Source organism: Bradyrhizobium sp. LA6.1 (assembly GCF_040547805.1).
Lineage (GTDB): Bacteria > Pseudomonadota > Alphaproteobacteria > Rhizobiales > Xanthobacteraceae > Bradyrhizobium > Bradyrhizobium barranii.
The window spans coordinates 37,659-58,549 of sequence record NZ_JBEPQK010000030.1 but is presented as its reverse complement, the minus strand read 5'-3'; the positions used below and the strand labels follow the sequence as shown (position 1 = coordinate 58,549).

General features: G+C 59.7%; 16 protein-coding genes and 3 pseudogenes. 8 read left to right on the top strand and 11 right to left on the bottom strand.

The window, feature by feature from the left end; all coding sequences use genetic code 11:
* Positions 1–107: 107 nt before the first annotated feature.
* The 5 genes and pseudogenes from nifK to ABIB99_RS41930 all read right to left on the bottom strand — a co-directional run.
* Positions 108–1,667: a nitrogenase molybdenum-iron protein subunit beta gene (gene nifK, locus ABIB99_RS41950; protein WP_354122226.1), complete on the bottom strand. Its 1,560-nt coding sequence runs from the start codon at positions 1,665–1,667 to the stop codon at positions 108–110.
* A gap of 80 nt (positions 1,668–1,747) precedes the next feature.
* The gene (gene nifD, locus ABIB99_RS41945) at positions 1,748–3,250 is read right to left on the bottom strand and encodes a nitrogenase molybdenum-iron protein alpha chain (protein WP_247457920.1); all 1,503 of its coding nucleotides are present in this window, start codon (positions 3,248–3,250) and stop codon (positions 1,748–1,750) included.
* 744 nt (positions 3,251–3,994) lie between these two features.
* Positions 3,995–5,038 (bottom strand): annotated as a pseudogene (locus tag ABIB99_RS41940) (ISNCY-like element ISBva1 family transposase); the annotation flags it as partial.
* A gap of 126 nt (positions 5,039–5,164) precedes the next feature.
* Positions 5,165–5,368 (bottom strand): 4Fe-4S binding protein, encoded by a 204-nt coding sequence (locus ABIB99_RS41935; protein ID WP_247457921.1) that lies wholly within the window; start codon positions 5,366–5,368, stop codon positions 5,165–5,167.
* A gap of 340 nt (positions 5,369–5,708) precedes the next feature.
* Positions 5,709–6,017 (bottom strand): annotated as a pseudogene (locus ABIB99_RS41930) (ABC transporter permease subunit); the annotation flags it as partial.
* Between the two features lie 58 nt (positions 6,018–6,075).
* Between ABIB99_RS41930 and ABIB99_RS41925 the strand changes: the two are divergent.
* The 3 genes from ABIB99_RS41925 to ABIB99_RS41915 all read left to right on the top strand — a co-directional run bounded on the left by ABIB99_RS41925 (position 6,076) and on the right by ABIB99_RS41915 (position 8,515).
* Complete coding sequence (locus tag ABIB99_RS41925; protein ID WP_354181696.1) at positions 6,076–6,333, top strand: helix-turn-helix domain-containing protein; 258 nt, start codon at positions 6,076–6,078, stop codon at positions 6,331–6,333.
* On the top strand, positions 6,317–7,129 hold the full coding sequence (locus ABIB99_RS41920) for a hypothetical protein (protein ID WP_354181694.1): 813 nt from the start codon (positions 6,317–6,319) through the stop codon (positions 7,127–7,129). Before ABIB99_RS41925 ends, ABIB99_RS41920 begins: the two co-directional genes overlap by 17 nt.
* A gap of 561 nt (positions 7,130–7,690) precedes the next feature.
* On the top strand, positions 7,691–8,515 hold the full coding sequence (locus ABIB99_RS41915) for an IS630 family transposase (RefSeq protein ID WP_247457923.1): 825 nt from the start codon (positions 7,691–7,693) through the stop codon (positions 8,513–8,515).
* Positions 8,516–8,800: 285 nt separating this feature from the next.
* Here the strand turns inward: ABIB99_RS41915 and ABIB99_RS41910 are convergent, their stop codons facing one another.
* Positions 8,801–10,336 (bottom strand): Fic family protein, encoded by a 1,536-nt coding sequence (locus ABIB99_RS41910; protein ID WP_247457924.1) that lies wholly within the window; start codon positions 10,334–10,336, stop codon positions 8,801–8,803.
* A gap of 726 nt (positions 10,337–11,062) precedes the next feature.
* Here ABIB99_RS41910 and ABIB99_RS41905 point away from each other — a divergent pair.
* The 5 genes from ABIB99_RS41905 to ABIB99_RS41885 all read left to right on the top strand — a co-directional run bounded on the left by ABIB99_RS41905 (position 11,063) and on the right by ABIB99_RS41885 (position 14,417).
* Positions 11,063–11,590, top strand: coding sequence for an MbcA/ParS/Xre antitoxin family protein (locus ABIB99_RS41905; RefSeq protein WP_247457948.1), 528 nt, complete (start codon positions 11,063–11,065; stop codon positions 11,588–11,590).
* Positions 11,587–12,258: an RES family NAD+ phosphorylase gene (locus ABIB99_RS41900; RefSeq protein ID WP_247457949.1), complete on the top strand. Its 672-nt coding sequence runs from the start codon at positions 11,587–11,589 to the stop codon at positions 12,256–12,258. Before ABIB99_RS41905 ends, ABIB99_RS41900 begins: the two co-directional genes overlap by 4 nt.
* A gap of 218 nt (positions 12,259–12,476) precedes the next feature.
* Positions 12,477–12,713 carry a hypothetical protein gene (locus tag ABIB99_RS41895; protein WP_247457950.1) on the top strand — a complete coding sequence of 79 codons (237 nt, stop codon included), beginning with the start codon at positions 12,477–12,479 and terminating at the stop codon, positions 12,711–12,713.
* Positions 12,714–12,732: 19 nt separating this feature from the next.
* Entirely contained in the window at positions 12,733–13,329 is a 597-nt protein-coding gene (locus ABIB99_RS41890; protein WP_247457951.1) for a recombinase family protein, read from the top strand.
* On the top strand, positions 13,275–14,417 hold the full coding sequence (locus ABIB99_RS41885) for a recombinase family protein (protein WP_354181713.1): 1,143 nt from the start codon (positions 13,275–13,277) through the stop codon (positions 14,415–14,417). The genes ABIB99_RS41890 and ABIB99_RS41885 overlap by 55 nt, the downstream gene beginning before the upstream one ends.
* On the opposite strand, the gene ltrA is transcribed toward ABIB99_RS41885, so the two are convergent.
* The 5 genes and pseudogenes from ltrA to ABIB99_RS41860 form a co-directional block, all read right to left on the bottom strand.
* Positions 14,376–15,752: a group II intron reverse transcriptase/maturase gene (gene ltrA / locus ABIB99_RS41880; RefSeq protein WP_354181689.1), complete on the bottom strand. Its 1,377-nt coding sequence runs from the start codon at positions 15,750–15,752 to the stop codon at positions 14,376–14,378. The two genes, ABIB99_RS41885 and ltrA, sit on opposite strands and share 42 nt — an antisense overlap.
* A gap of 524 nt (positions 15,753–16,276) precedes the next feature.
* Positions 16,277–16,481, bottom strand: a pseudogene (locus tag ABIB99_RS41875) (DUF2274 domain-containing protein).
* A gap of 50 nt (positions 16,482–16,531) precedes the next feature.
* Positions 16,532–17,776, bottom strand: a complete 1,245-nt coding sequence (locus tag ABIB99_RS41870) for an ABC transporter substrate-binding protein (RefSeq protein ID WP_247457953.1) — start codon at positions 17,774–17,776, stop codon at positions 16,532–16,534.
* Positions 17,776–19,509 (bottom strand): acetolactate synthase catalytic subunit, encoded by a 1,734-nt coding sequence (locus ABIB99_RS41865; protein WP_247457954.1) that lies wholly within the window; start codon positions 19,507–19,509, stop codon positions 17,776–17,778. Before ABIB99_RS41865 ends, ABIB99_RS41870 begins: the two co-directional genes overlap by 1 nt.
* Entirely contained in the window at positions 19,506–20,861 is a 1,356-nt protein-coding gene (locus ABIB99_RS41860; RefSeq protein WP_247457955.1) for an aspartate aminotransferase family protein, read from the bottom strand. Before ABIB99_RS41860 ends, ABIB99_RS41865 begins: the two co-directional genes overlap by 4 nt.
* Positions 20,862–20,891 lie beyond the last annotated feature (30 nt).

Below are 20,891 nucleotides of genomic sequence, written 5' to 3'. Positions count from 1 at the left end.
GGGGATGTCAAGACATCCGCACAGACCAAGAGGATGGGCCGGCGGATAACCTGTGATCCCCGCCGCAGCGCCGCTGTTCCTGCGGACGATGAGGCGGGGCGCTCGCCTTAGCGTATGATGTCGAAGCTGTAGTCTGTCTTGCCAACCGAGCTGGTTTTTCTATCGATCTCATCAAAGATCTTGTCGAGAATCTTGACCAGCACATTCATGCTACCCTGATAGCCCCACACTGGATAACGATGGTGATGATGGCGATCGAAAATGGGAAACCCGATGCGGATTAGCGGCGTTCCAGTGTCACGCTCGAGATACTTGCCGTAGGTGTTACCCATCAGGAAATCGACTGGTTCTGTGAACAGGAGCGAACGCATGTGCCAGAGATCCTTGCCCGGGAAGGCGCGGCAGTTTTTACCGAACGGCGAGCTCGCGAACAGCGCCTGCATCTTCTGCTCCCAGGCCTTACTCCCGTTGGTCGAGAGCACGTGGGTCGGCTCAGCGCCAAGCTCCAGCAAGAATGCGGCCAGGCCATAGCAGAGGTCGGGATCGCCGTAGATCGCGAACTTCTTGCCGTGAACATGCGCGCTAGAGTCAGCCATTGCGTCTACCAGACGCCCGCGCTCCCGCTCCAGCGCATTTGGAATTGCCTTGTTGGTGATACGCGACAGCGTCATCAGGAAATCGTCCGTGGCGCTGACACCCAGCGGGTGATTGAAGGCGACGACCTCCTGGTCGTGCCCCTTGATAAAGGGCAACGTCTTCTCCGTACAATATTGCTGCATGGAAATGGTTGCCTTCGCATGGACTGCGTTCGCGGCATCCTTTAGTGTGGTGCCGCCATCATACATGCGGAACTCGCCGTCGGTGGGGGTATCGAACACATCGCTGTTATCCGCGAGGATCGTGTAGCCGATCCCCATCAGCTCGAAGATCCGCTTTATCTCACGGATGTTTCCGACAGTGTAGCCGTCGAAGCCACCGATGAAGTTGATCCAGTTGTTCGCTTTGCGCTGGAGTTTAGGCGCTGTGCCGGCTTTACCATCCCAGAAATGCTCGAGGATGCCCTTCAGCGTGTTGTCGTAGCCCGTGATGTGGCTACCGACGAATGCAGGAGTGTGAGCGAATGGCACGTCATAGTCCGCGGGGACTGAACCTTTTTCCTTTGATGTTTTGATGAAGGCGTTGAGGTCGTCGCCAATGACTTCCGCCATGCAAGTCGTGGCGACCGCGATCATCTTCGGCTTGTACATGTTGTAGCTGTTGGCAAGCCCGTCGGTCAGGTTGTTGAGCCCCCCGAACACAGCCGCGTCTTCAGTCATGGACGAGGAGACGCACGAAGTCGGCTCCTTGAAGTGCCGCGACAAGTGGCTGCGATAATACGCGACGCAACCCTGGGAGCCGTGGACGAACGGCAGTGTGCGCTCGAACCCGAGCGCGGCGAACACCGCACCTAGCGGTTGGCAAGCCTTCGCCGGATTAACGGTTAGCGCCTCGCGGGCGAAGTTCTTCTCGCGGTATTCGGGCGTCTTGGACCATTCTCTGATACGGTCGACTTCGGCGGGATCGTGCGGATTCTCAAATAGCGCCCTCTTATTGGCCAGCATCTGCTGGTATTCGTCTCCCCGGAAAAGCTCAGAGTGGTCGAGGATGTGTTCGGCGTTCTGTGTCATCATGGCACTCTTCAGGTTCTTGTGTTCGTTCTCCTGCCCTTCCCCTCCTCTGTTGAAGAAAGGGCCGGGCGTCGGCTTTCCTATTCCGCCGCCATGAGGCTCGGCCGCGGAGCGTCCTTCCAAGGTGCGGTGGTCTTCCCCCAGATCGGGGAGTTGATTGCCATGTCCATGTCTCGGGCGAAGATCGCGAAGCCGTCATAACCGTGGTAAGGACCCGAGTAGTCCCAGGAATGCATTTGGCGGAACGGCACGCCCATTTTTTGGAAGACGTATTTTTCCTTGATACCGGAGCCAACGAGGTCGGGCCGGATCTTTTCTACGAAGCGCTCAAATTCGTAGCCGGTGACATCGTCATAGATCAGCGTGCCGTCCTTGACGTAGTGCTGGGCGGTGCGCTGATAGTCGTCGTTGTGACCGAACTCATAGCCTGTGCCGACAACATCCATGCCGAGGTCCTCATAGGCGCCGATGACGTGGCGAGGACGTAGGCCGCCGACGAACAGCATTACGGTCTTGCCATCGAGCCGCGGCCGATATTTCGCGGTCACCGCATCGACAAGCGGCTGATATTTCGTAATGACGCGCTCGGCGCCTTCCATGATCTTATTATCGAAGAAGCTTGCAATTTTGCGCAGGGACTCAGCGATTTTGGAAGGCCCAAAGAAATTGTACTCGCACCAGGGAATCCCGAATTTTTCCTCCATGTGCCGTGAGATGTAGTTCATCGAGCGATAGCAATGTAGTATGTTGAGCTTCGCCTTCGGCGTTGCCTCCAATTCAGCGAGAGATCCATCACCGGACCACTGGGCGATGACGCGCAGGCCCATTTCTTCCAGCAGGATCCGTGACGACCAGGCGTCGCCACCGATGTTGTAATCGCCGATGATGGCGACATCATACGGCGTCGGCTCAAATTTAGAGCTGACCTCTGGGGCACTCTTGTCGAAGATCCAATCTCGGACGGCGTCGTTCGCGATGTGATGGCCGAGCGATTGTGATACCCCGCGAAAACCCTCGCACCGCACCGGCACGATGGTTTTGCCGCCATATTCCTTTGATTTTTCTCTGGAGACCGCCTCGATATCGTCGCCGATCAAACCGATCGGACATTCGGACTGAATGGTGATGCCCCTGTTGAGAGGAAATAGCTCCTGGAGCTCGTCAATGAGTTTGGTGACCTTTTTATCGCCGCCGAACACGATATCCTTTTCCTGGAAATCGGAAGTGAACTGCAGTGTCACGAACGTGTCGATGCCGGTCGTGCCGACGTAGTAGTTGCGTCGCGAGCCCCATGAGTACTGACCACAGCCGACCGGACCGTGGCTAATGTGGATCATGTCCTTTATCGGCCCCCAGACCACGCCCTTGGAGCCCGCGTAGGCGCAGCCACGGATGGTCATCACGCCCGGAATGGACTTGATATTCGACTTGACGCCGCAATCCGACTTGCCCGCCTCGTGAACACTCAGATGCTTGGCACGCCTTTTAGACGTCTTCTCTGGGTAGACCTTCAACACGTCATCGATTAGTTGCTTGTTGCGCGCCTTGATCTCTGCGACGCTTTCGGTAGTTGCTCGGCTCATACACAATTCCTTTCCATTGTCGTGTCAAATCAAGACGCGGCGCTTTTCCGGTGGACCGACGGATTTCCGATCCGGCGTTCAGGTTTAAAGCGTGCAATCTTCCTGCAGGTCTTACCGGTCGCAACTTCGCCAGCTTCTGATCGTGCCGCAGCGGTCGATCAGATGTTGTATTTCATCTCGGCTGAGCGCATGCGAGCACCGTGTGTGACGCTGTTGATTTGCCCCGGGATCGCTGACCAAGATGCGTCTGGGTGATGTCATGCCCGCCCTCCACCGATTGGTCATATCCGCTTCTTTACTCGCTCACGTGCCATCCGGCGGCCTGTCCCTCTGCATGTCGATGCAGGGCTAACAGCCGTCTATTGCGCAGGGATCTGCAACGAGTGTGCCAGCGGTGGTTGAATACAAAAACTCAAGTCTCTAGAGCTGGATAGCCGGCAGGATGAGGATTGTTATAAACCTCACCCTGTCTGGCACCGACAGGCGTACCCGCTAACGCCATGTCTGAAACCAAACAATTACCTGCGCTTTCGCCCAGCGAAATGGCTGGAACGCATGTTTCACTAACGCGCGATCTTTCGCTTCGCTTGTCATTCCAGTCGATCTCGGGACACGCGCTCAAATGTAACGACACCCGATCACGCGGAGAGCACGTGGGGCTGATCGATCCTTAACCCGCGAGAGCCTACAAGGGCGCAAGCCTCGGCAGTCGTTGCAGCTCGCTTCAGTATCTCGATTAGAGACGATGTTGACGTGGTTGTTAGAAATCACGCTGAAGGCGACCCAGCGCTGCATTCGCGGGGTCACCCTTGTATCGGGACCGATTGAGACCATTTCGCCGGTTAGCCACGCTGATGTTTCCTTCACATCCCGTGCTCCATTTCTGGCCGTCGCGGAACCGGCGCTTCTTCTGTTCGCGATGCGCTCAGGGCCTTTTTTCTCGATCGATTGGGAATGCAACCCGCTTGACCCCCGTACTCTCGCAGCGGCCTCATTCCAGGCAGAGTAGAACCCGAAGTCAGTCGCCACCCCGCGGCGCGCGCCCCAGCTTGACCTGGTGGGTTGCGACGGCCTGGATCAACAGATCGCAATCACGGGGCACCGAGCATAGACTTCGTAGTCGACAATGATCTGGTTTTCGGCCTCTACCAGCTTGATCATTTTGCCGACGTCATTCGGGCTTGCCGGCATTGCTCGGTCGACGGATCGAACACGCTGAGAACCTTATCTTCCACAAGAGTGTCGCCGTGGAAGATGCGGGCCGGGTTTGACGCATCACGTCCAGCACCAGCGGCAACATCCTATCGGGGTCCTCGCGGAGGCCCTCCAGTCCGGTCTGCACCCGCACGCCGTTCCGCAATGTGCTGTCGGTCGAATGGTGAATGTTGGTTTCCACCTCGGACGTGTTCACGCGCATCCGCTCGCCTGCAATGACGCCGTTGTCCTGCGCTTTCGTCACGAGCAGATCGCGGAGCACCTCAGAGCCGGCCGCCAGACCCCACCGGCCCATGGTCTTGGCATCCGGCATCTTGCCACGGCCCACCCGCGAGAAATCGCGGCAGACGAGCTCGGCGCGCTCCTCTCGTCCAGAGCACCATAGCTCAGGTTCCGGATGTGCATAAGAACGAACAGGCGCAACACCACCTCTGCCAGCATGCCGAGCCGACCACAACTGCGGCTCTTCGGGCACCGCTTCGCCAGGGCTCGCTGCACCGCGGCTACGATCTGCTCGCCCGCCAGCACCTTATCGGCGCCCTGCATCCACTCGCGAAGATCACTTACTGGCAGAGCCCTTCGGGGGCTGCTCGGAGTCGATCAGCGCCTCAAGCGATAACGATGTTGATCGACCGCTGCGCCCCATGCGGTCGGCGGCCTCCTAAGCTCGAGATCTACTACTTCGTTGACGCGGGCTGCTTATGCTGTCTTAGACGCGACACAGGTGTCAGGCACCGGACAGACGACCGCGCATTGCGGCGTTTCGCAATGGCCCTCGCACTCCGTACATTTTTTGGCATCGATAACGTAAATGTCGCGCTTGAGGCTGATCGCCGCGTTGGGACACTCGAACTCACATGCCCCACAAACGGTGCATTGCGAAGCGACGATCTTGTAAGCCATGCGTTCCAACTCCTTAGGCAAGCGATGCCATTGGCGATTCCCTTCAAATCCCATGCCAAACACAGACGCGCTCAATAACAAGCACTTTTCCCAATTGTGCTGTCTCGGGTCTGAGACCATGTTGCATCTGCGACAGCAGCGAGCCCACTCAATGTCAACATGCGAACCCTCGGGCCTACTCCGAAGGTTAGTCGCGACTCGACGGCTGCGAGCTCCGTTGATTTGTCTGGCACGGCAGCGCGGAGCAAGCGACGCTCGACGATTCTGAAACCGACACCGCGACTAGAAGCCGCGAGCCGACCCACGTTTACGCCGGATCTCGGCAAACCTCCGGTCACAGGCTGTTGATGACCGCGTAAAGGCCGATAAAGACAACGACGTGGCTCAAGACTGGGGCGTCGCCGAGTGGCCCAATGATAATGCGCTCGACGGCTATTCCGCCAACGAAGGAGAGCGCCACAGTTAGCGGGATCACGAACCAGTAGGGAAGGCCCCATTGAAGTAGTTGCCAGGCGACAAAGGTTGAGAACATCGCCATCTCGCCCTGCGCAAAGTTCAGGTGGTGGATCGCCTGGTATATCATCACGATGGCGAGTGCCATGCAGGCATAGATGCCGCCCGTCGCGATGCCGGTTACCAGTTGGCTCAATAGAGATAAGCGGAATTGATCCCGTTCCGCCTGCACTCGATCGATTCAAGGAGCGAATATGAGTTCGATGATCAGGACGCCGCCCAAAATGCTGCGCCCTTCCAATCTGGAGGGACTGGCAGAGCAGGCTGAGCAACCCGTCAACCTGGAAGAATTGCTCAATGTCGGCCACCGTATCGGAGGAGAAATCAAGAACTTACGCAAGGCGCGTGGCATCACGCTCGACGCACTTAGCGACGCCGCGGGCTTGTCAAAGGGATATCTCAGTCAGGATCGAGCGTGGGGTCTCGAGCCCTTCGGTGAAAGCTCTTCATAGTATCAGCCGAGCGTTGGGGGTCACAATCAGCTGGTTTTTTCCGCCGAAGGCCGATGATGACAGCGATTTGCGTGACTATGTTGTGAGAGCAAGCTCACGACGGAAACTGACCTTCGTAGGTGGCATTACTGATGAGCTTCTGTCCCCCAATCTTGGCCGGCAGCTCGAGCTTCTGAGATGCACATTCCCTCCTGGCTCCGAAAGCGGCAAAGAACCCTACACGCATCAGGGTGAGGAAGCGGGATATGTGATTTCGGGTGGCCGCCGAAAGGACGAGAAGATCATCCACAGCATCTTCTTTCCGATGCGGAAAGACAGCACTGAGATTGCTGACCACGACATTTGGCTGCTGAGCGAGGAATACCACTACTACGATTACATTGCGTCAGACGTTCCACTAGCAAGCATCCGCTGGAATGACAGCGAAAGTGTTTTCGAAAATGACATCGATCGGGAATTTCAAAAGCTGCTTGCCAAGCGCGCAGATGACAATGGCGGCAAGCGGCCAGACATTGCTCTGTTCAGTAAAGAGGGCTCCGCCATTATCGTCGAATTCAAGGCGCCGGGAGTATCGATGGACGAACATGTCGGCGACCTTTCAGAGTACGCTCATTTGCTTGCGGCCAAGTCAGGGGGCCGGCTAAGGAAATTTTACGGATATCTTATCGGCGACACTGTCAATCCGCTGCGACTAAGCGGAACCTGGACTCCGTTTTCAGTCGGCCAGGGATGGTTCCAGTCGAGCCCCCTTTTGGACCCTCGTACTCGGCAGCCATTGGGGCGAGACCTACTTTGAGCTGCTGCACTTCGGCGACGTCATTGAGCGAGCAAAGAAGCGGATTGGCGTATACCAAGACAAGCTCAAGCTGGATCTACATCGGGACGGTCATTGAAGCCGCGTTGAGCGTGGGGCAACGAGCTCATGGCTCGGCTGGAGGCAGGCGAGCGCGGGCCATGTGGTCCCCCGAGGCGTAGTGCGCGGCCAGGATCGCCGCCGTCGCCCGGATCCGCTTTCAGCCTCGCGACAGACCTGATGCTAAGGTAGGCAGTACCAGGGTTTGTCGCCGAGCTAAATCCTGAACGCCGACCAGCTTGGAGCGGCCGGCTCGATGGCGTTCGGATTTCTTGTGCAATTTCCCTTTCAGGTCCGACATGAAGGCCGCCCGCAGCCTTCGATACATCGTGTACCTGGGGCCGAGAGGCGCAAGTATTTTTACTACGCTCCCTTACGCCATCTTGCGACTATCAACGAAGGTCGACGCGCTAGAGAGTTAGCCCATCTGACTGAATCGTTGCGGATTCGCAAATCAGCGTTTTGGTGATTCAAGCTACCCGCCGGGACAGGAGGCCGGCGGGCATGGCAAAACCGCTGTCGATGGACCTTCGTGAACGAGTGCTTGCGGCCATTGCGGGCGGGGTATCCGGCCGGCAAGCTGCCGAACGGTTTGGTGTAAGCGCGGCGAGCGTCAGCCGGTGGCGGATGCGCGAGCGAGAGCAAGGGGATGCCCAGCCAAAAGCTCAGGGCGGAGATCGCAAATCCCACCGGATCGATGTCCATCAGGCGACGATCCTGGCCTTGCTCAAGGCAACCCCCGATATCACCATCGAGGAATTGCGTGATGGCCTGAGCAAAGAAGGTCTGCTCGATCGGGACCGGCTCGTCTTCATTGATGAGACCTGGGCATCGACCAACATGGCGCGAACACATGGCCGCTGCCAGCGCGGCGAACGTCTGCGAGCCGCCGTTCCGCACGGCCACTGGAAAACAACAACCTGCGTGGCCGCTCTAACCACGAGCGGCATCATCGCGCCCTGGGTGCTCGACGGCCCTATCAACCGCGATGCCTTCGAGACCTATGTGGAAAAGGTGCTCGTGCCCGAGCTTCCAAAAGACGCGGTTGTCATTATGGACAACCTCTCCAGCCACAAAGGGCCGCGCATACGCGAGATGATCGAAGCCGCCGGCGCAACGCTCCTCTATCTTCCGCCCTACAGCCCCGACTTCAATCCCATCGAGAACGCCTTCGCCAAACTCAAAGCAAATCTCCGAAAGGCTGCCGAACGCTCCGTCAATGGTCTCTGGGATGCCGTTGGCCGCATCGTCGACACTTACTCGCCCGCAGAATCCACAAACTACTTCGCCGCCGCAGGATATTTGCAACCTGATCGGCTAACGCTCTAACTCGTCCGCGTTTGACGCGAGCTATGCAGTGTCATCGAGAATATCGTTTTCTTCCGTCATTCTGGGTGCCAACATCTCAGCCATCTCGACCGTGACCTCTGGTGCGGCGGAGTGATGGAGATGACGAATGACGGAGGCCAAATTCCTTACCCCCGAGGAAGTGTCTGCGCGATACCGTGACGAGGTCACTGTGGGTAGCCGCGTCGATCAGCGATAAATACGCCATCGGCTAATTCCCGCCCCACGGATGCTCGTTACGAGTTAGATCGACTTGTCGAAATTCGATCATGCGCTCTCCTGGAACGAGGCTCGGTACAACTCCTCGATCTTCGCCACTTCCTCTGCGGTCAATTGCGTGAACTCATTCTCCCTTGCCCACTTGGAAAGCGCGCCGTTGTTCTGCCGCAGGAAACTGAACAGGTTGTTGAGCGTCCGCTCGGGCATATCGATCATGTTATCGATGCCAGCACGGAACGTGTCGAAGTTACGAAGGAAGTTAGTTTCGTTGGGCAGGTCCTGCTCAATCGTCTGGCGCACGCATTCGTACAAAAACTCAGCATGCGGCGTCGCATCGAAGAAACGGTAGAAGTCGGCCGTATCGTTGAGAACCTTTACATTGCCCTTCTGGGTAGCTTCCCATTGGACGCAGGGAAGCAACCTGCTAGAATAGCTCTCCAACACAGTCTTGTACTCCGTAATCCTATCGAGGATCGCCGACGACACCGGGAAATGCAGTCCAGCAGGATTAAACCCTCGGCGCGCGAGAACGTGATGCATCAGGTAGCGGTGGATACGCCCGTTGCCGTCTTCGAACGGATGGATATAGACGAACCCAAATGCCAGTACTGCTGCAGCGATGATGGGATCGAGATCGTTCTCGACATTATGGTCGAAAGCAATCAAGCCCGCCATCAGCGACGCAATATCTTCATGCCGCGCGTCAATGTGATCGGGAATGGGCCGCTGCGTATCCCGGTCGTGCTCACCGACGAAGCCGCCTTCCTGGCGGAAGCCCAGCTTCACAAAGCGCTCGTCGCCGATGACGATGCTCTGTAAGCGCATAAATTCCTGCTCATCGAGCGGCGCGCGACCCGCCTCCCCGATAGCGCGGCCCCACCGCTGAATACGATCCTGTGGCGGCCTTTCTCCCTCGATCACGTAGCTGGACTTCGAATCCTTCAGCAAAAGAAACGCAGCCGTCCGCGCGAGCAGGTCCTTAGGAACTGCGCTGACGACCGCGCGCGCGCGCTCCCTCCAGTCCTGCGCGATAAAGTCGCTCAGCGCAGCAGACTTGAACACGAGCGGGCAGAAGTCCGGCGTACCGGGAAGGTTGTTGCGGACACGATGCCGGGTCGAATTCTCGCCGGCCCCTGCGAACTGGAGTTCGGTATCGACCGCATCCACATATGAGACCTTGTCTGCGGGCGGCAGCTTTAGCTCACAGCCAAGCAGCCACTCGTACAGAAACCAGATACGACGGGCGTAGAGGCCGGTAGGCTTCTGCCGTACAAGCTCCGCGATCTCGCCTTCCTTAACCGCGAGGAAAAGCCGCTTCAGAACGGCAAGGTCCACGCCCTCGTTCTTGAGAGCAAAAGTCAAGTGTCCCTCAAGAGAGGCCTCCGGCGCGTGGCGCGGCGTATAGATGCGCCAGCCGCCCTGCTCGATAATGCGGTGCTTGCTGCCAATCGCCGAAAGGGTCCGGGGGACAGGAACGGGCAACTTATAAGCGTCGATCAGGGCAGCGTAACCCACCGGGACGGCAGCTTCCGGCAGCCTTCGGTCATGAAAAACGCTCACCGATCCTGAAAATTGCGCGCTCACTCAAAGTCCTCTGAAAAACACTCTCTGGCCGGGTCCCTGAAATTTCTTCTCCAAAGACGCCCATTGTCGAATTTCACTTCTACATCGTGAAAAACCTTCTCTCAATTAGCAGCAACCTGAAAAATATTGCAAAGTCGCGACATTTCCGTCATCGACCAGGTCGAAGTGGATGATGCGGAAATTCGCATAATCGGCCGAAAGTCAGTCCTGGAACGGCTTGTGATGGGCGGCGGCGCAGCCCCGCCGGAGTGCCCACTTTTATTCGCAGGTGGCGCGCCCGAAGAGATTCGAACTCCTGCGTGGTCGGATGCTCAGCGACTCCTCGATCCCACTCTTCACGCCAAGAGCGGCGTTCTTCGCCGCCCCGCTCGGCAGGGCCTCGAGCCCGCAATCATCACAACTTACGCTTCTATAAAATCACCGTGGTAGCTATTCGGTAGCTATTGATCGCTAACTCCGACGCCATTTGATTCTAAGATGTTGATTTCGCTGGTACAGTTGGGTGGGCTCGAACCACCGACCTCCTGTTCCACAGGACGACCGTCCCCGAGGCCGAAGAGTAGCCAGAAACGTAGTCCAGCATGGACGCGATGCCCGTAGCCGGGAACGCGATGGTCCCCCAAGCCCGGACGAGACCGGATGCCAGCGCTTTCCACTACTAGGAGTTTTGAGGTTGCCATTTGTCCAGATTTGGACTATATCCATATTTGAAAAAAGGAGCGGCCTATGTTAAATAAGCGCAAGCCGACCCCAGCTGAGGCGTCAAAAGGCCCTCAGCGACTTGATAGGTCACGATTTGCTCCGGCCAACCGAAGGCGGCTGAGCGCCCCAGCTTTACGGACTTTCCTCGCTATCGCGGATCTGTGGGGATTGACGGAAGAGCAGCGCCTGCTGGTCTTGGGGTATCCATCCCGGTCCACCTACCATAACTGGTGCAAGCAGGCGCGTGAGCACGGCGCCTTCACCCTTGATGTGGACGTTCTAACGCGCATTTCAGCGGTATTCGGTATCCACCAAGCGCTGGGGATTCTGTTTCCTCAGGAACGCCTCGGCGTTGACTGGCTGCGTAGTCCACATAACGAGATCGTCTTCGGCGGACATCGGCCGCTCGACCTCATCACCAACGGCTCTCAAGATGGGTTGCTCTCGGTGCGTCGTTTCCTCGACGGGGCGCGTGGCGGCCTCTACATGCAGCCAAACACGATAGACGAAGCCTTCACACCTTACGATGACACGGAGATCGTCTTCCGGTGACGGACGCTTTCACACCCTCGCCACGGCCTGCCCATCGCCTGATCCCCTCACAATTTCCTCCTATCGGGGTGTTCGATACGGTCGCGACGGCGGCCGATCTGTCAGCGGTGATGGAGCTCGTCGGTTGGACGAACGACCGTCTGGTGGCCGAACGTATCGATCGGCTACCGCAGAGCGAATGGGTATATGGCGCACCCAACTCCAGCATCGTCATGGCAGCCTTTCTCCACGTCGCTCCCGGCGGAATGAGATTCAACGGACCGCAGCTTGGCGCCTGGTATGCGGCCGATGATATTCGCACGGCGGCTGCCGAGGTCGGTCATCACCTGCGGCGCGAAGCTGCCGCTCGCAACACGGCCACGATGAGCCGGACCTACAGGGCATACACCGCTGCGCTGCTAGGGGATTATCTCGACATCACAGGGCAGCAACTAGCACGCCCCGACGTGTATGCGAGCGAACGTCATGATGCTTCGCAAAAGCTTGGCGAGGATATTCGTGCGTCAGGTGGTGCGGGGCTTCTTTACGACAGCCTACGGCGTCGTACCGGCATCAACGTCGTCGCGCATAGACCGCGCAACATCGTAGATATCGTGCAGACGGACCACTTCGAAATCACGGTCCACGCAACAGCACGCACGATCGACGTGCGACAACTGTCCAAATGAGAAATATATCCGACCAAGTTGACCGTACTGCCTGTATCGCAAATTTGCGCATGATCTGATGACACAGTTAGTTTCTATTCAAGCCGAAGCGCGCAAGTTTTCGCACGACGCGAAAATGCGATCCGCTGCGCGAGGACCAGAAGTCGTCCGATCGAACACGCCAGCAGTATCCAGGGCCTGGCATCGAGTTTCTATTATTGTTGCCTATCGTAAGGCTGATGGTGCTCGGGATTGTTCCGGTGCGACCGACGGTCAGTGGCATTGCGATGAAAGACATTGGCGTTCAAAAGCGCAAAGACATCGCCGGTTGCAACGAACCGGAGTTGACGCTTGCAATGCAGAGCGACAACGCGCCCGACCCTCGTCTCGTCGAGTTCGTGCGTCTGCTGGCTCGCCATGCAGCGCGGCGCTGGTACGAACAAGCCGACAAGGAGCATGGGTCGGAGCGCTCCTGACTCTACCGGAGACCATTTCATGAAGGTCGCGCTTTACGCCCGTTACTCCAGTGACAACCAGCGCGACGCGTCGATCGCGGACCAATTTCGCGTCTGCCGTGCCTATGCTGAGAAGCAGGGTTGGCGAGTCGTTGAGGAATATTCCGACCATGCGATCTCCGGAGCGTCGCTTCTGCGTGCCGGCATCCAAGCGCTTATTACCGACGCCATGCGCGGGCGGTTTCAAGTGGTGCTGGCGGAGGCGATGGATCGCCTCTCACGTGATCAGGAAGACATCGCCGGCGTGTTCAAGCGCATGGCCTATGCCAACGTAAAGATCGTCACTTTATCCGAAGGCGAGGTTACCCACCTGCATGTCGGCCTCAAAGGCACGATGAATGCCCTCTTCCTAAAGGATCTCGCCGACAAAACGCGCCGAGGCCAGCGCGGACGCGTCGCGCTTGGCAAATCTGGCGGTGGCAACTCTTACGGCTATGATGTTGTGAAGCAATTCAATGAAAGCGGTGAGCCGATACGTGGCGATCGCAGGATTAATTTTAAGGAAGCAGAGGTGGTACGCGCATCTTTCGCGACTATGTCGTTGGCAAGTCGGCGAAGCGGATCGCTGTTGAGCTAAATAGGGATGGCATCTCGGCGCCCGGCGGCGGCGATTGGGGCTTCAGTACAATCAATGGCAACACCAAGCGTGGCAACGGCATCTTGAACAACGAGATGTATATCGGCCGTATCGTTTGGAATCGACAGCGGTTCATCAAAGACCCCGAAACTGGCAAACGTCAGGCGCGTCCAAACCCAGCCGCCGAATGGATCATTCAAGAAGTAACAGAGTTGCGCATCGTGGATGACGGGCTCTGGAAGGCCGCAAAAGCGCGACAAGCTGCCATAAAGACAAAGCGCGAGGATGATGGCACCGAGGTGCAAAATAGCTTCCGCGACCGCCGCCGTCCAAAATACCTATTCTCGGGATTGATAAAATGCTCATGCTGCGGTGGCGGTTACGCCATGATCTCGGCCGACCTCATGGGCTGTTCGACGGCAAGAAATAAGGGAACCTGCGATAATCGGAGGAGTGTCCAGCGGGAGCAACTTGAGGCACGCGTCCTGAACGCGCTACGATGCCACCTAATGGACCCGGCTCTCTTCAAGGAATTCTGCGAGGAATTCACACGCGAGATGAACCGTCTTCGGATGGAAGGCTCGGCGTCGATCGAGGCGGCTCGCTCCGAGATCAAGCGGATAGAGCGCGAACTCGATACTCTGCTGAACCTGATCCTCAAAGGTGGCGCTGCAGATAAGATCAACACAAAGATGGTTCAGCTTGAGAGCCGCAGGGCCGAACTCGAGCAAGCATTGGTTGACGCGGAAGAACCACCACCCCTGCTGCACCCCGAGATGGCAAGTTTCTACCGAGAACAGGTCGGCGCTCTGCATGAGGCGCTGAAGGCTGATACTGAGGCAACCCGGCTGAAAGCTGGAGAGGTTCTGCGTTCTCTCGTGAAGGAGATCATCCTCACTCCCGGCGACGGGGAACTGAAGATCGATGTCCGAGGTGACCTAGCCGGAATCCTGGCGGTCGCTCTCAATCGGGATAGGGGGGAGCCTCGCGGCTCCGCCCCTCCCACACCACCGTACGTACGGGTCCGTATACGGCGGTTCGATAGATTATGCGGGCTTTGGAGCCGCGACGGAAGCCAAGCCGAGTGAACCGAGTAGACGAGTTGACAGAGCGATGTTGAGCGCAGGACTCGCTGCCAGCCGCCAAGGGCCATGTGGGCTGCCGGCGGTTTGAGCCGCCAGGTCCCGGCCGACGCCACGGCGTCGCAGGCTGGCAAAGCGAGTGGGTCCATGCTTCCACTGCTTCCAGGCGATGGCGCGCAACCGCCGCCTGATCCACTGATCGAGTGCGCGCAACACCGACGGAGTCTGGCAGAAGCCGAAGTAGCCGCGCCAGCCGACAAGGTAAGTGGACAGTTCCTTGGCGGTTTGCACGAGGCTTCGTCCGCACGTGCGCCGCGTCAGCTCCCGGACTCTCGCCTTGAAGCGGGCGATCGCCTGCGGCGCGATGCGCCGACGCGGCTCTTTCCCACCTGTGAAGCTGAAGCCCAGGAACTTGCGGACGCTCGGTTTGGCAACCGCGCTTTTGGCTTTGTTGACCTTCAGCTTGAGGCGCTTTTCGAGGAACGTCTCGATGCCCGCCATCACTCGCTCGCCGGCCTTCTGACTGCGCACATAGATGTTGCAGTCGTCGGCGTAGCGCACGAAGCGATGGCCGCGCTTCTCCAGTTCCTTGTCCAGCACGTCCAGCATCAGGTTCGACAACAGCGGCGAGAGCGGGCCGCCTTGCGGCGTACCTTCCGTCGTCGCGCTGACCAGTCCTCCTTCCATCACGCCCGCGGTCAAAAAGCCGCGGATCAGCTTCAGAAGGCACTTGTCAGCAACCCGCTTGGCAACCAGCCCCATCAGGATGTCGTGGTTGACCCGGTCGAAGAACTTCTCCAGGTCGATGTCCACGACGACGTTGTGTCCCGACGCAATGTAGACTTGCGCCTGCTCCACGGCCTGATGCGCCGAGCGCCCCGGCCGGAAGCCGAAGCTGGTCTCGGAGAACGTTCCGTCCCAGTCCGCCTGCAGCACCTGCATCACCGTCTGCTGGATGAAGCGGTCGAGCACCGTCGGGATGCCGAGCGGCCTAACGCCGCCCGACGCCTTCGGTATCTCGACGCGCCGCACCGGCTGCGGCTTGTAGGTGCCTTCCAGCAGCTGAGCCCGGATCGTCGGCCAATGCTCCTTCAGGCAGGCCGGCAGATCGTCAACGGACATGCCGTCAATGCCTGCCGCTCCTTTGTTGCGCTTCACTCGCGCCAACGCATTCTTCAGGTTCTCACGCTCGACAACTGCCTCCATCGACGGTCCCGCGACCGCCGGGCGTTCGAGACTGGTTCTCGCCGCGCAGGCTTCAGCCGCTTGGGAGGCGGCGCTTCGGGCTTCACCCGTCGCGTCGCGGCCCAAGTCCAGTGTTGGCTGTGTCTTCTGCTGCATGGTCCTGCGCGAGATTGCCGCTCTACTAACCACTTCCACCGTTCAGGCCTTCAGCGGCGCGCTGCCGCCTACTACGCCCTCGGCTGACTTCTACGTTGCAATCAGGTCGCCTTGCGACGACCCCAGTCCCGTTACCGGGACACAACGCAGACCTCCCGAGGTAAGACCGACCGCCTTCACCGCACGCTCGCCGGATTTACCACCCCGACCCTTGATGACCGTGGACTTTGCGATCGTTTGCCCGCTCGTCCGGCCGGGTAGGCCTCGTTATCCGGTATTTGTCCATCGAGCCGCGGCTTTGCTCCGCGCTTTCTTCAGACCCCACCTCGCGATGACGCCCTTGCGCTTCGCTAATCCTTCGCCGTCATCAGGCTGGATAGAGGACTTCCACCTCCAAGCTGTCGTTCATACTCGGCACACAAACGAAAACCCCAGCCACCGGGGCTGGGGTCTCGCAATTTGAGATGGTTGCGGGGACACGAAACACCAATACCGACATCCGTTGCAGGTCGGCTTGTAAACGCTCAGTTTTCCTTAGGCATGAGTGCCGCCCCACTCCGTCTTGCCTTGGCGAATCCTCGATCGGGGGCGATGAAACGCTCCAGCATGGGCACGATCAGCCGAACCGGATCGGCCGAACGCTGGTCGGCCTCACGGCCGAGGACTTCAGCGCACCGAAACCTCGACGGGTTTGTCGTCGGCTGCCGGGCCGAGTTTCTGCTTCGCCATTTGCGACGTGGCCGGAGAAGTGACAAAAGTCGGATTCGTCATTGTCGGTGTTATTGCTGGATCCAAGCGTTCCAGGCGTCAAGCATTCTGGCTTGGTTGGCTGCGATCCAGGCGGAATCGTGTTTGACGATGGCCTGGAAGGCTTCTTGCGAACTCGGGATGTTGGCGCGTGCGGCCTCGCTCATCATTGCCACGGCGTCGAGGCTCGGCGGTGTGACGTTAAGACGCTCTGCGAGTTTCGCCTGCACCGTCGGATTATCGAGGTAGAACTTCAGCAGAGCCTCCGCTCCGGCGGGGCTCGGGCCGTTGCGGAGGATCTGCATCGTGTCGGCGAGCATGAAGGCGCCATCGTAGGAAATCTGAACAGGTTGGCCTTCCGCCTTCAAGGCCGAGACGCGCGTACCCCAGATCATGCCGATGACGTATTCGCCGTTGCGAAAGCCTTGTTGACTCTGGTCGCCGGTGCGCCACCAGAGCTGGATTTGCGGTTTGATCTGGTCGAGCTTCTTGAGGGCTCGATCGATGTCGAGGGGGAAGAGGTTGTCAGCGGGCACGCCGTCAGCCAGCAGCGCGGCCGCGAACACGCGCCAGGGATCGTTGAAGCTCGGCAACGCACGCGGGCCAGGGAAACGGGCGATATCCCAGAAATCAGCCCAGCTCCGGGGCTTGGCGCCCGTGAAACGCGCCGCGTCGAAGGCGAGAAGTGTGGCGTTAAACGTGATCCGCACCCCAGCAGGATTGCAGGTCTTATCGATCAAATCTTTGCGCTCCCTGAACTGCTCGCATAAGACCGAGAGGTCGCGGGTGAAAGATCGATTCTGCGGTGACTCGGCGATGATGTCGACGTTGTTGATGATGTCCCACGTGACCTGACCTGCGTTCGCCATGGCCTGGGCGCGTGTCCGCTGCTCGGAATCGGTGGCGGTAACGGTGCTGACCTTGATCCCGGTCGCCTTGGTGAAGGGCTCGAACCAAACTTCCTTCAGTGTCCTGTCGTAAACGCCGCCCGTGGTTGCAACGACTACCTCGCCTGACTGTGCTACCGCCGCAGTTGAGAGCAGAAGGCTGAGCCAGATCTGCCGGATGAGCGTCGCTGCGATGTGTGCGCCGATGCGTCGACGAGAGCCGCGTGTGCTTGGTTTGGTCATGTAGGAAATCCCCTTGATGTCCGTTAACGGAAGCAACTGCGGATGGTGGTCAGCCGCCGCGAGCTGCTGGTGCCCTTGCGAATATCTTGGCAGGGAAATGCCGGAGCTGCCGTCAGAGACGACAGCGACGCTGCGCGGGCGTTCCATCAGACGACCACCGGTTCGGGGGCGACCGCTGGGTCGAGCGTGCCATCATAGAGAGAAATCGCCGGATGCGCGTCCGGATCGGTGGTGATCTCGATCAGTGTCGGCCGCTCTCCCTGCAACGCGTCGCGCAGCGCCGGCAGGATTTCCGCCGGCGTCTCGACGCGCACGGCGACGCAGCCGCAGGCGCGGGCGATCGCGGTGTGATCGACCGGGGCAAAGTGGCAGGCCGTGGTGTAGGCTCCGAACTTTACGGTCTCGGCATCCTTCTGATAGCCGAGAACGCCGTTGTTCAGCACGATGACCGTGAGCGTGATGCCCATCCGAACCATGGTCTCGAGCTCTGCCCAGGAATGGGCGAATCCGCCGTCGCCGACGAGCGCGACCACCCGGGCAGCCGGCTTCGCAACCTTCGCGCCAATAGCGAGCGGCACCCCCCAGCCGAGACCGGCGAGGCCGCGCGGCGTCAAAAAGCGCATGCCCGGCGCCAGTCCGCGCAACTGGCCGACGATCCACATTGAGGAGTAGCTCGCATCGGCGACGACGATCGTGTCGGGTGTCAGCAGCGTCTGCAATTCGGCCATCACGCGTTCGGGCCGGATTGGGCTCGCATTGTGTCGCGTGAGCGGCGCGCGGGCGGCTTCGAACCGGTGCCATGCCTCGGCGATGCGGGACTCCAGAGCGGGCCGTGCCAGGGCGCGCGAGGACAAGTCCATCGCGCGCAGCGCTTCCGTTAACGCGCCGATCGTCTCCGCGGCATCGCCGACGAGGCGAACTGCTTCGTAGTTGCGGCCGATTTCTTGCGGGTCGATGTCGATCTGGACGAGGCGCGCGGTCGGAGGCACGAGCCGCCAGCTATCGGTGCCGTTCTGGTTGTTGCGCGTGCCGATCTGCAGGATCAGATCTGCTTCGGCGAGCAGCGCGCGACTGTGTCGCCCGAGCGAGGCGGGCCCTACCAAGGCGCCGAGCACGCCGCAGGACAAGGGATGGCTCTCGTCGACCGCCCCCTTTCCCATATTCGTGGTGAAGACGGGCAACGCTGCGAGGTCTTGGAGTCGTGCCAGCGCGGCCGGGGCATCCTGCGAGAAGGCGCCGCCGCCAGCCATGACGACGGGATGCCGGGCCTCAGCGATCAGGCGGGCGACGGCCTCGATGTTGACCTGGGCCGGGCGGCTGCGGTCGAGGGGGAATTTGCCATAGCTCGCTTTGCGGCTGGCCGCGAACGGTGTAGCGGTCTCGCGCAGGAGATCCGCCGGCAAGAGCAGCACCGCCGGGCCGGGTCGGCCGCTTGCGGCAGCAATGAATGCGGCGTCGACATAGTCGTCGACGCGATCGGCGCCCGAGAGCCGCCGCGTCCACTTCGCGCAGGATGCGAACAGCGCGACGTGGTCCAGCTCTTGGAAGGCGTTCTTGTCGACCTGATGCCGTTCGACATCTTGGACGAGCGCGACGATCGGAATGCTCGCCTTCAGCGCTTCCGCCAGGGGCGGCACGAGGAGAGTGGCGGCGGGGCCGTTCTGCGCGGCGACGACGGAGACACGCCCCGACACGCGAGCGTAGCCGTCAGCCATGGCGCCGCCCATGTTCTCCTGCCGGTAAGCAATCTGCCGGATGCCTATGGCCTCGGCAGCGAGGATGACGGCCGAGGGCAGGCTCTGTCCGAAGATCACCTCGACGCCGTGGCGCTTCAGGGCATAGGCGATAATTCGTGCGACGGTGGGAGCGGTCTTGGTCATACTGCGAGGCTTTCGATCAGGTCGCTGCGCGTAGCGAGAAAGTCGTCGAAGACTGAGGCGACGCGATCGGTGTCCTCGGTCGTCATCGGGGTGGAGAGGCAAGCTGCCGCGCCACTGGGAAGAACGATGCCGCTCTCTGCGAATGTGCGGCCGAGCTCTTTCATGACATGCGCTTGCGCGGCGGTCGGCGTCGCCTCCCGGAAATCGCGCGGCAGGATCACTTTCGGATGGATCCGGAAGAGCGAGGCGGCGCCGGAAACCGAGAGAGGCACGTGGTGCCGCGCGATAGCGGCCGTGAGCTGTTGGCGCAGTCGGTCGCCCAACCTTTCGAGATGATCGAAGGCGGCACGATCCAGAGCGGTCATCGACGCGAAGCCAGCGACCATCGACAGCGGATTGGCGGAGAAGGTGCCGCCCTGGGGAAGCGCCGGGTTGCCTGCGGAGGCATCGAAGACACTCATGACCTCGCGGGTACCGGCGATCGCGCCGATCGGGAGGCCGCCACCGATGATCTTGCCGAAGGCAAAGAGGTCTGGCGTCAGGCCGTAACGTGCCGAGGCGCCCTCATAACCTTGCCGAAAGCTCAATACCTCGTCGGCAATGACGAGGACGCCGTGCTGTTTCGCAGTTCGCTGGATCGCAGATACGAATTCCGCTGTCGGAGCGATCAGGCCGGCCCGGCTCGGCATCGGGTCGAGCACGATCGCTGCCAGATGGGACGCGCGGGTCGCTATCTGCCGTTCCGCGAGTTCGACGTCGTTGAAACGGAGCGGCACTACCTCGCTCAGAACCGACGCTGGCATGCCACGGTAGTACGGAACAGCCGCCGGCGCAGCCGCCTGCCCCCAATTGTTTGGCGTGCTCGCCTGACTCACTTCAACCCAATCATAGGAACCGTGATAGGCGCCCTCGATTTTGGCGATCGCGGAGCGCCCGGTGAGGGCGCGTGCGGCCTTGATCGCGAACATCACAGCTTCGGAGCCGGTGTTGACGAAACGGATTGTCTCGACGCCGGGAACACGCTCGCAGATCAACTCCGCGAGGCCGATCTCGGCCAACGTCGGGTTCGCGAAGCAGGTGCCGGACTGCAGCTGGCGCGTCACCGCCTCGATCACGGGCGCGAAACGATGGCCATGGATGAGGGTAGTGAAATTGCCGTTCAGGTCTAGGAAGCGGCGTCCATCGAGATCGACGAGATAAGCGCCGTCGCCCCGCTCCATGTACCGCGGAATCGGATTCCGCTCGATCGTCACCCGTGTGGTTCCGTCGATAAAGACGTGCCGTGCGCGCTCGAACGCTTCCTTCGAGGCCCGTCCTACGAAGTTGTGACCTTCGGTCTTCGCTGCTGTCATTGTTCCATCCAGGAGCCGCGCGAAGGGCGG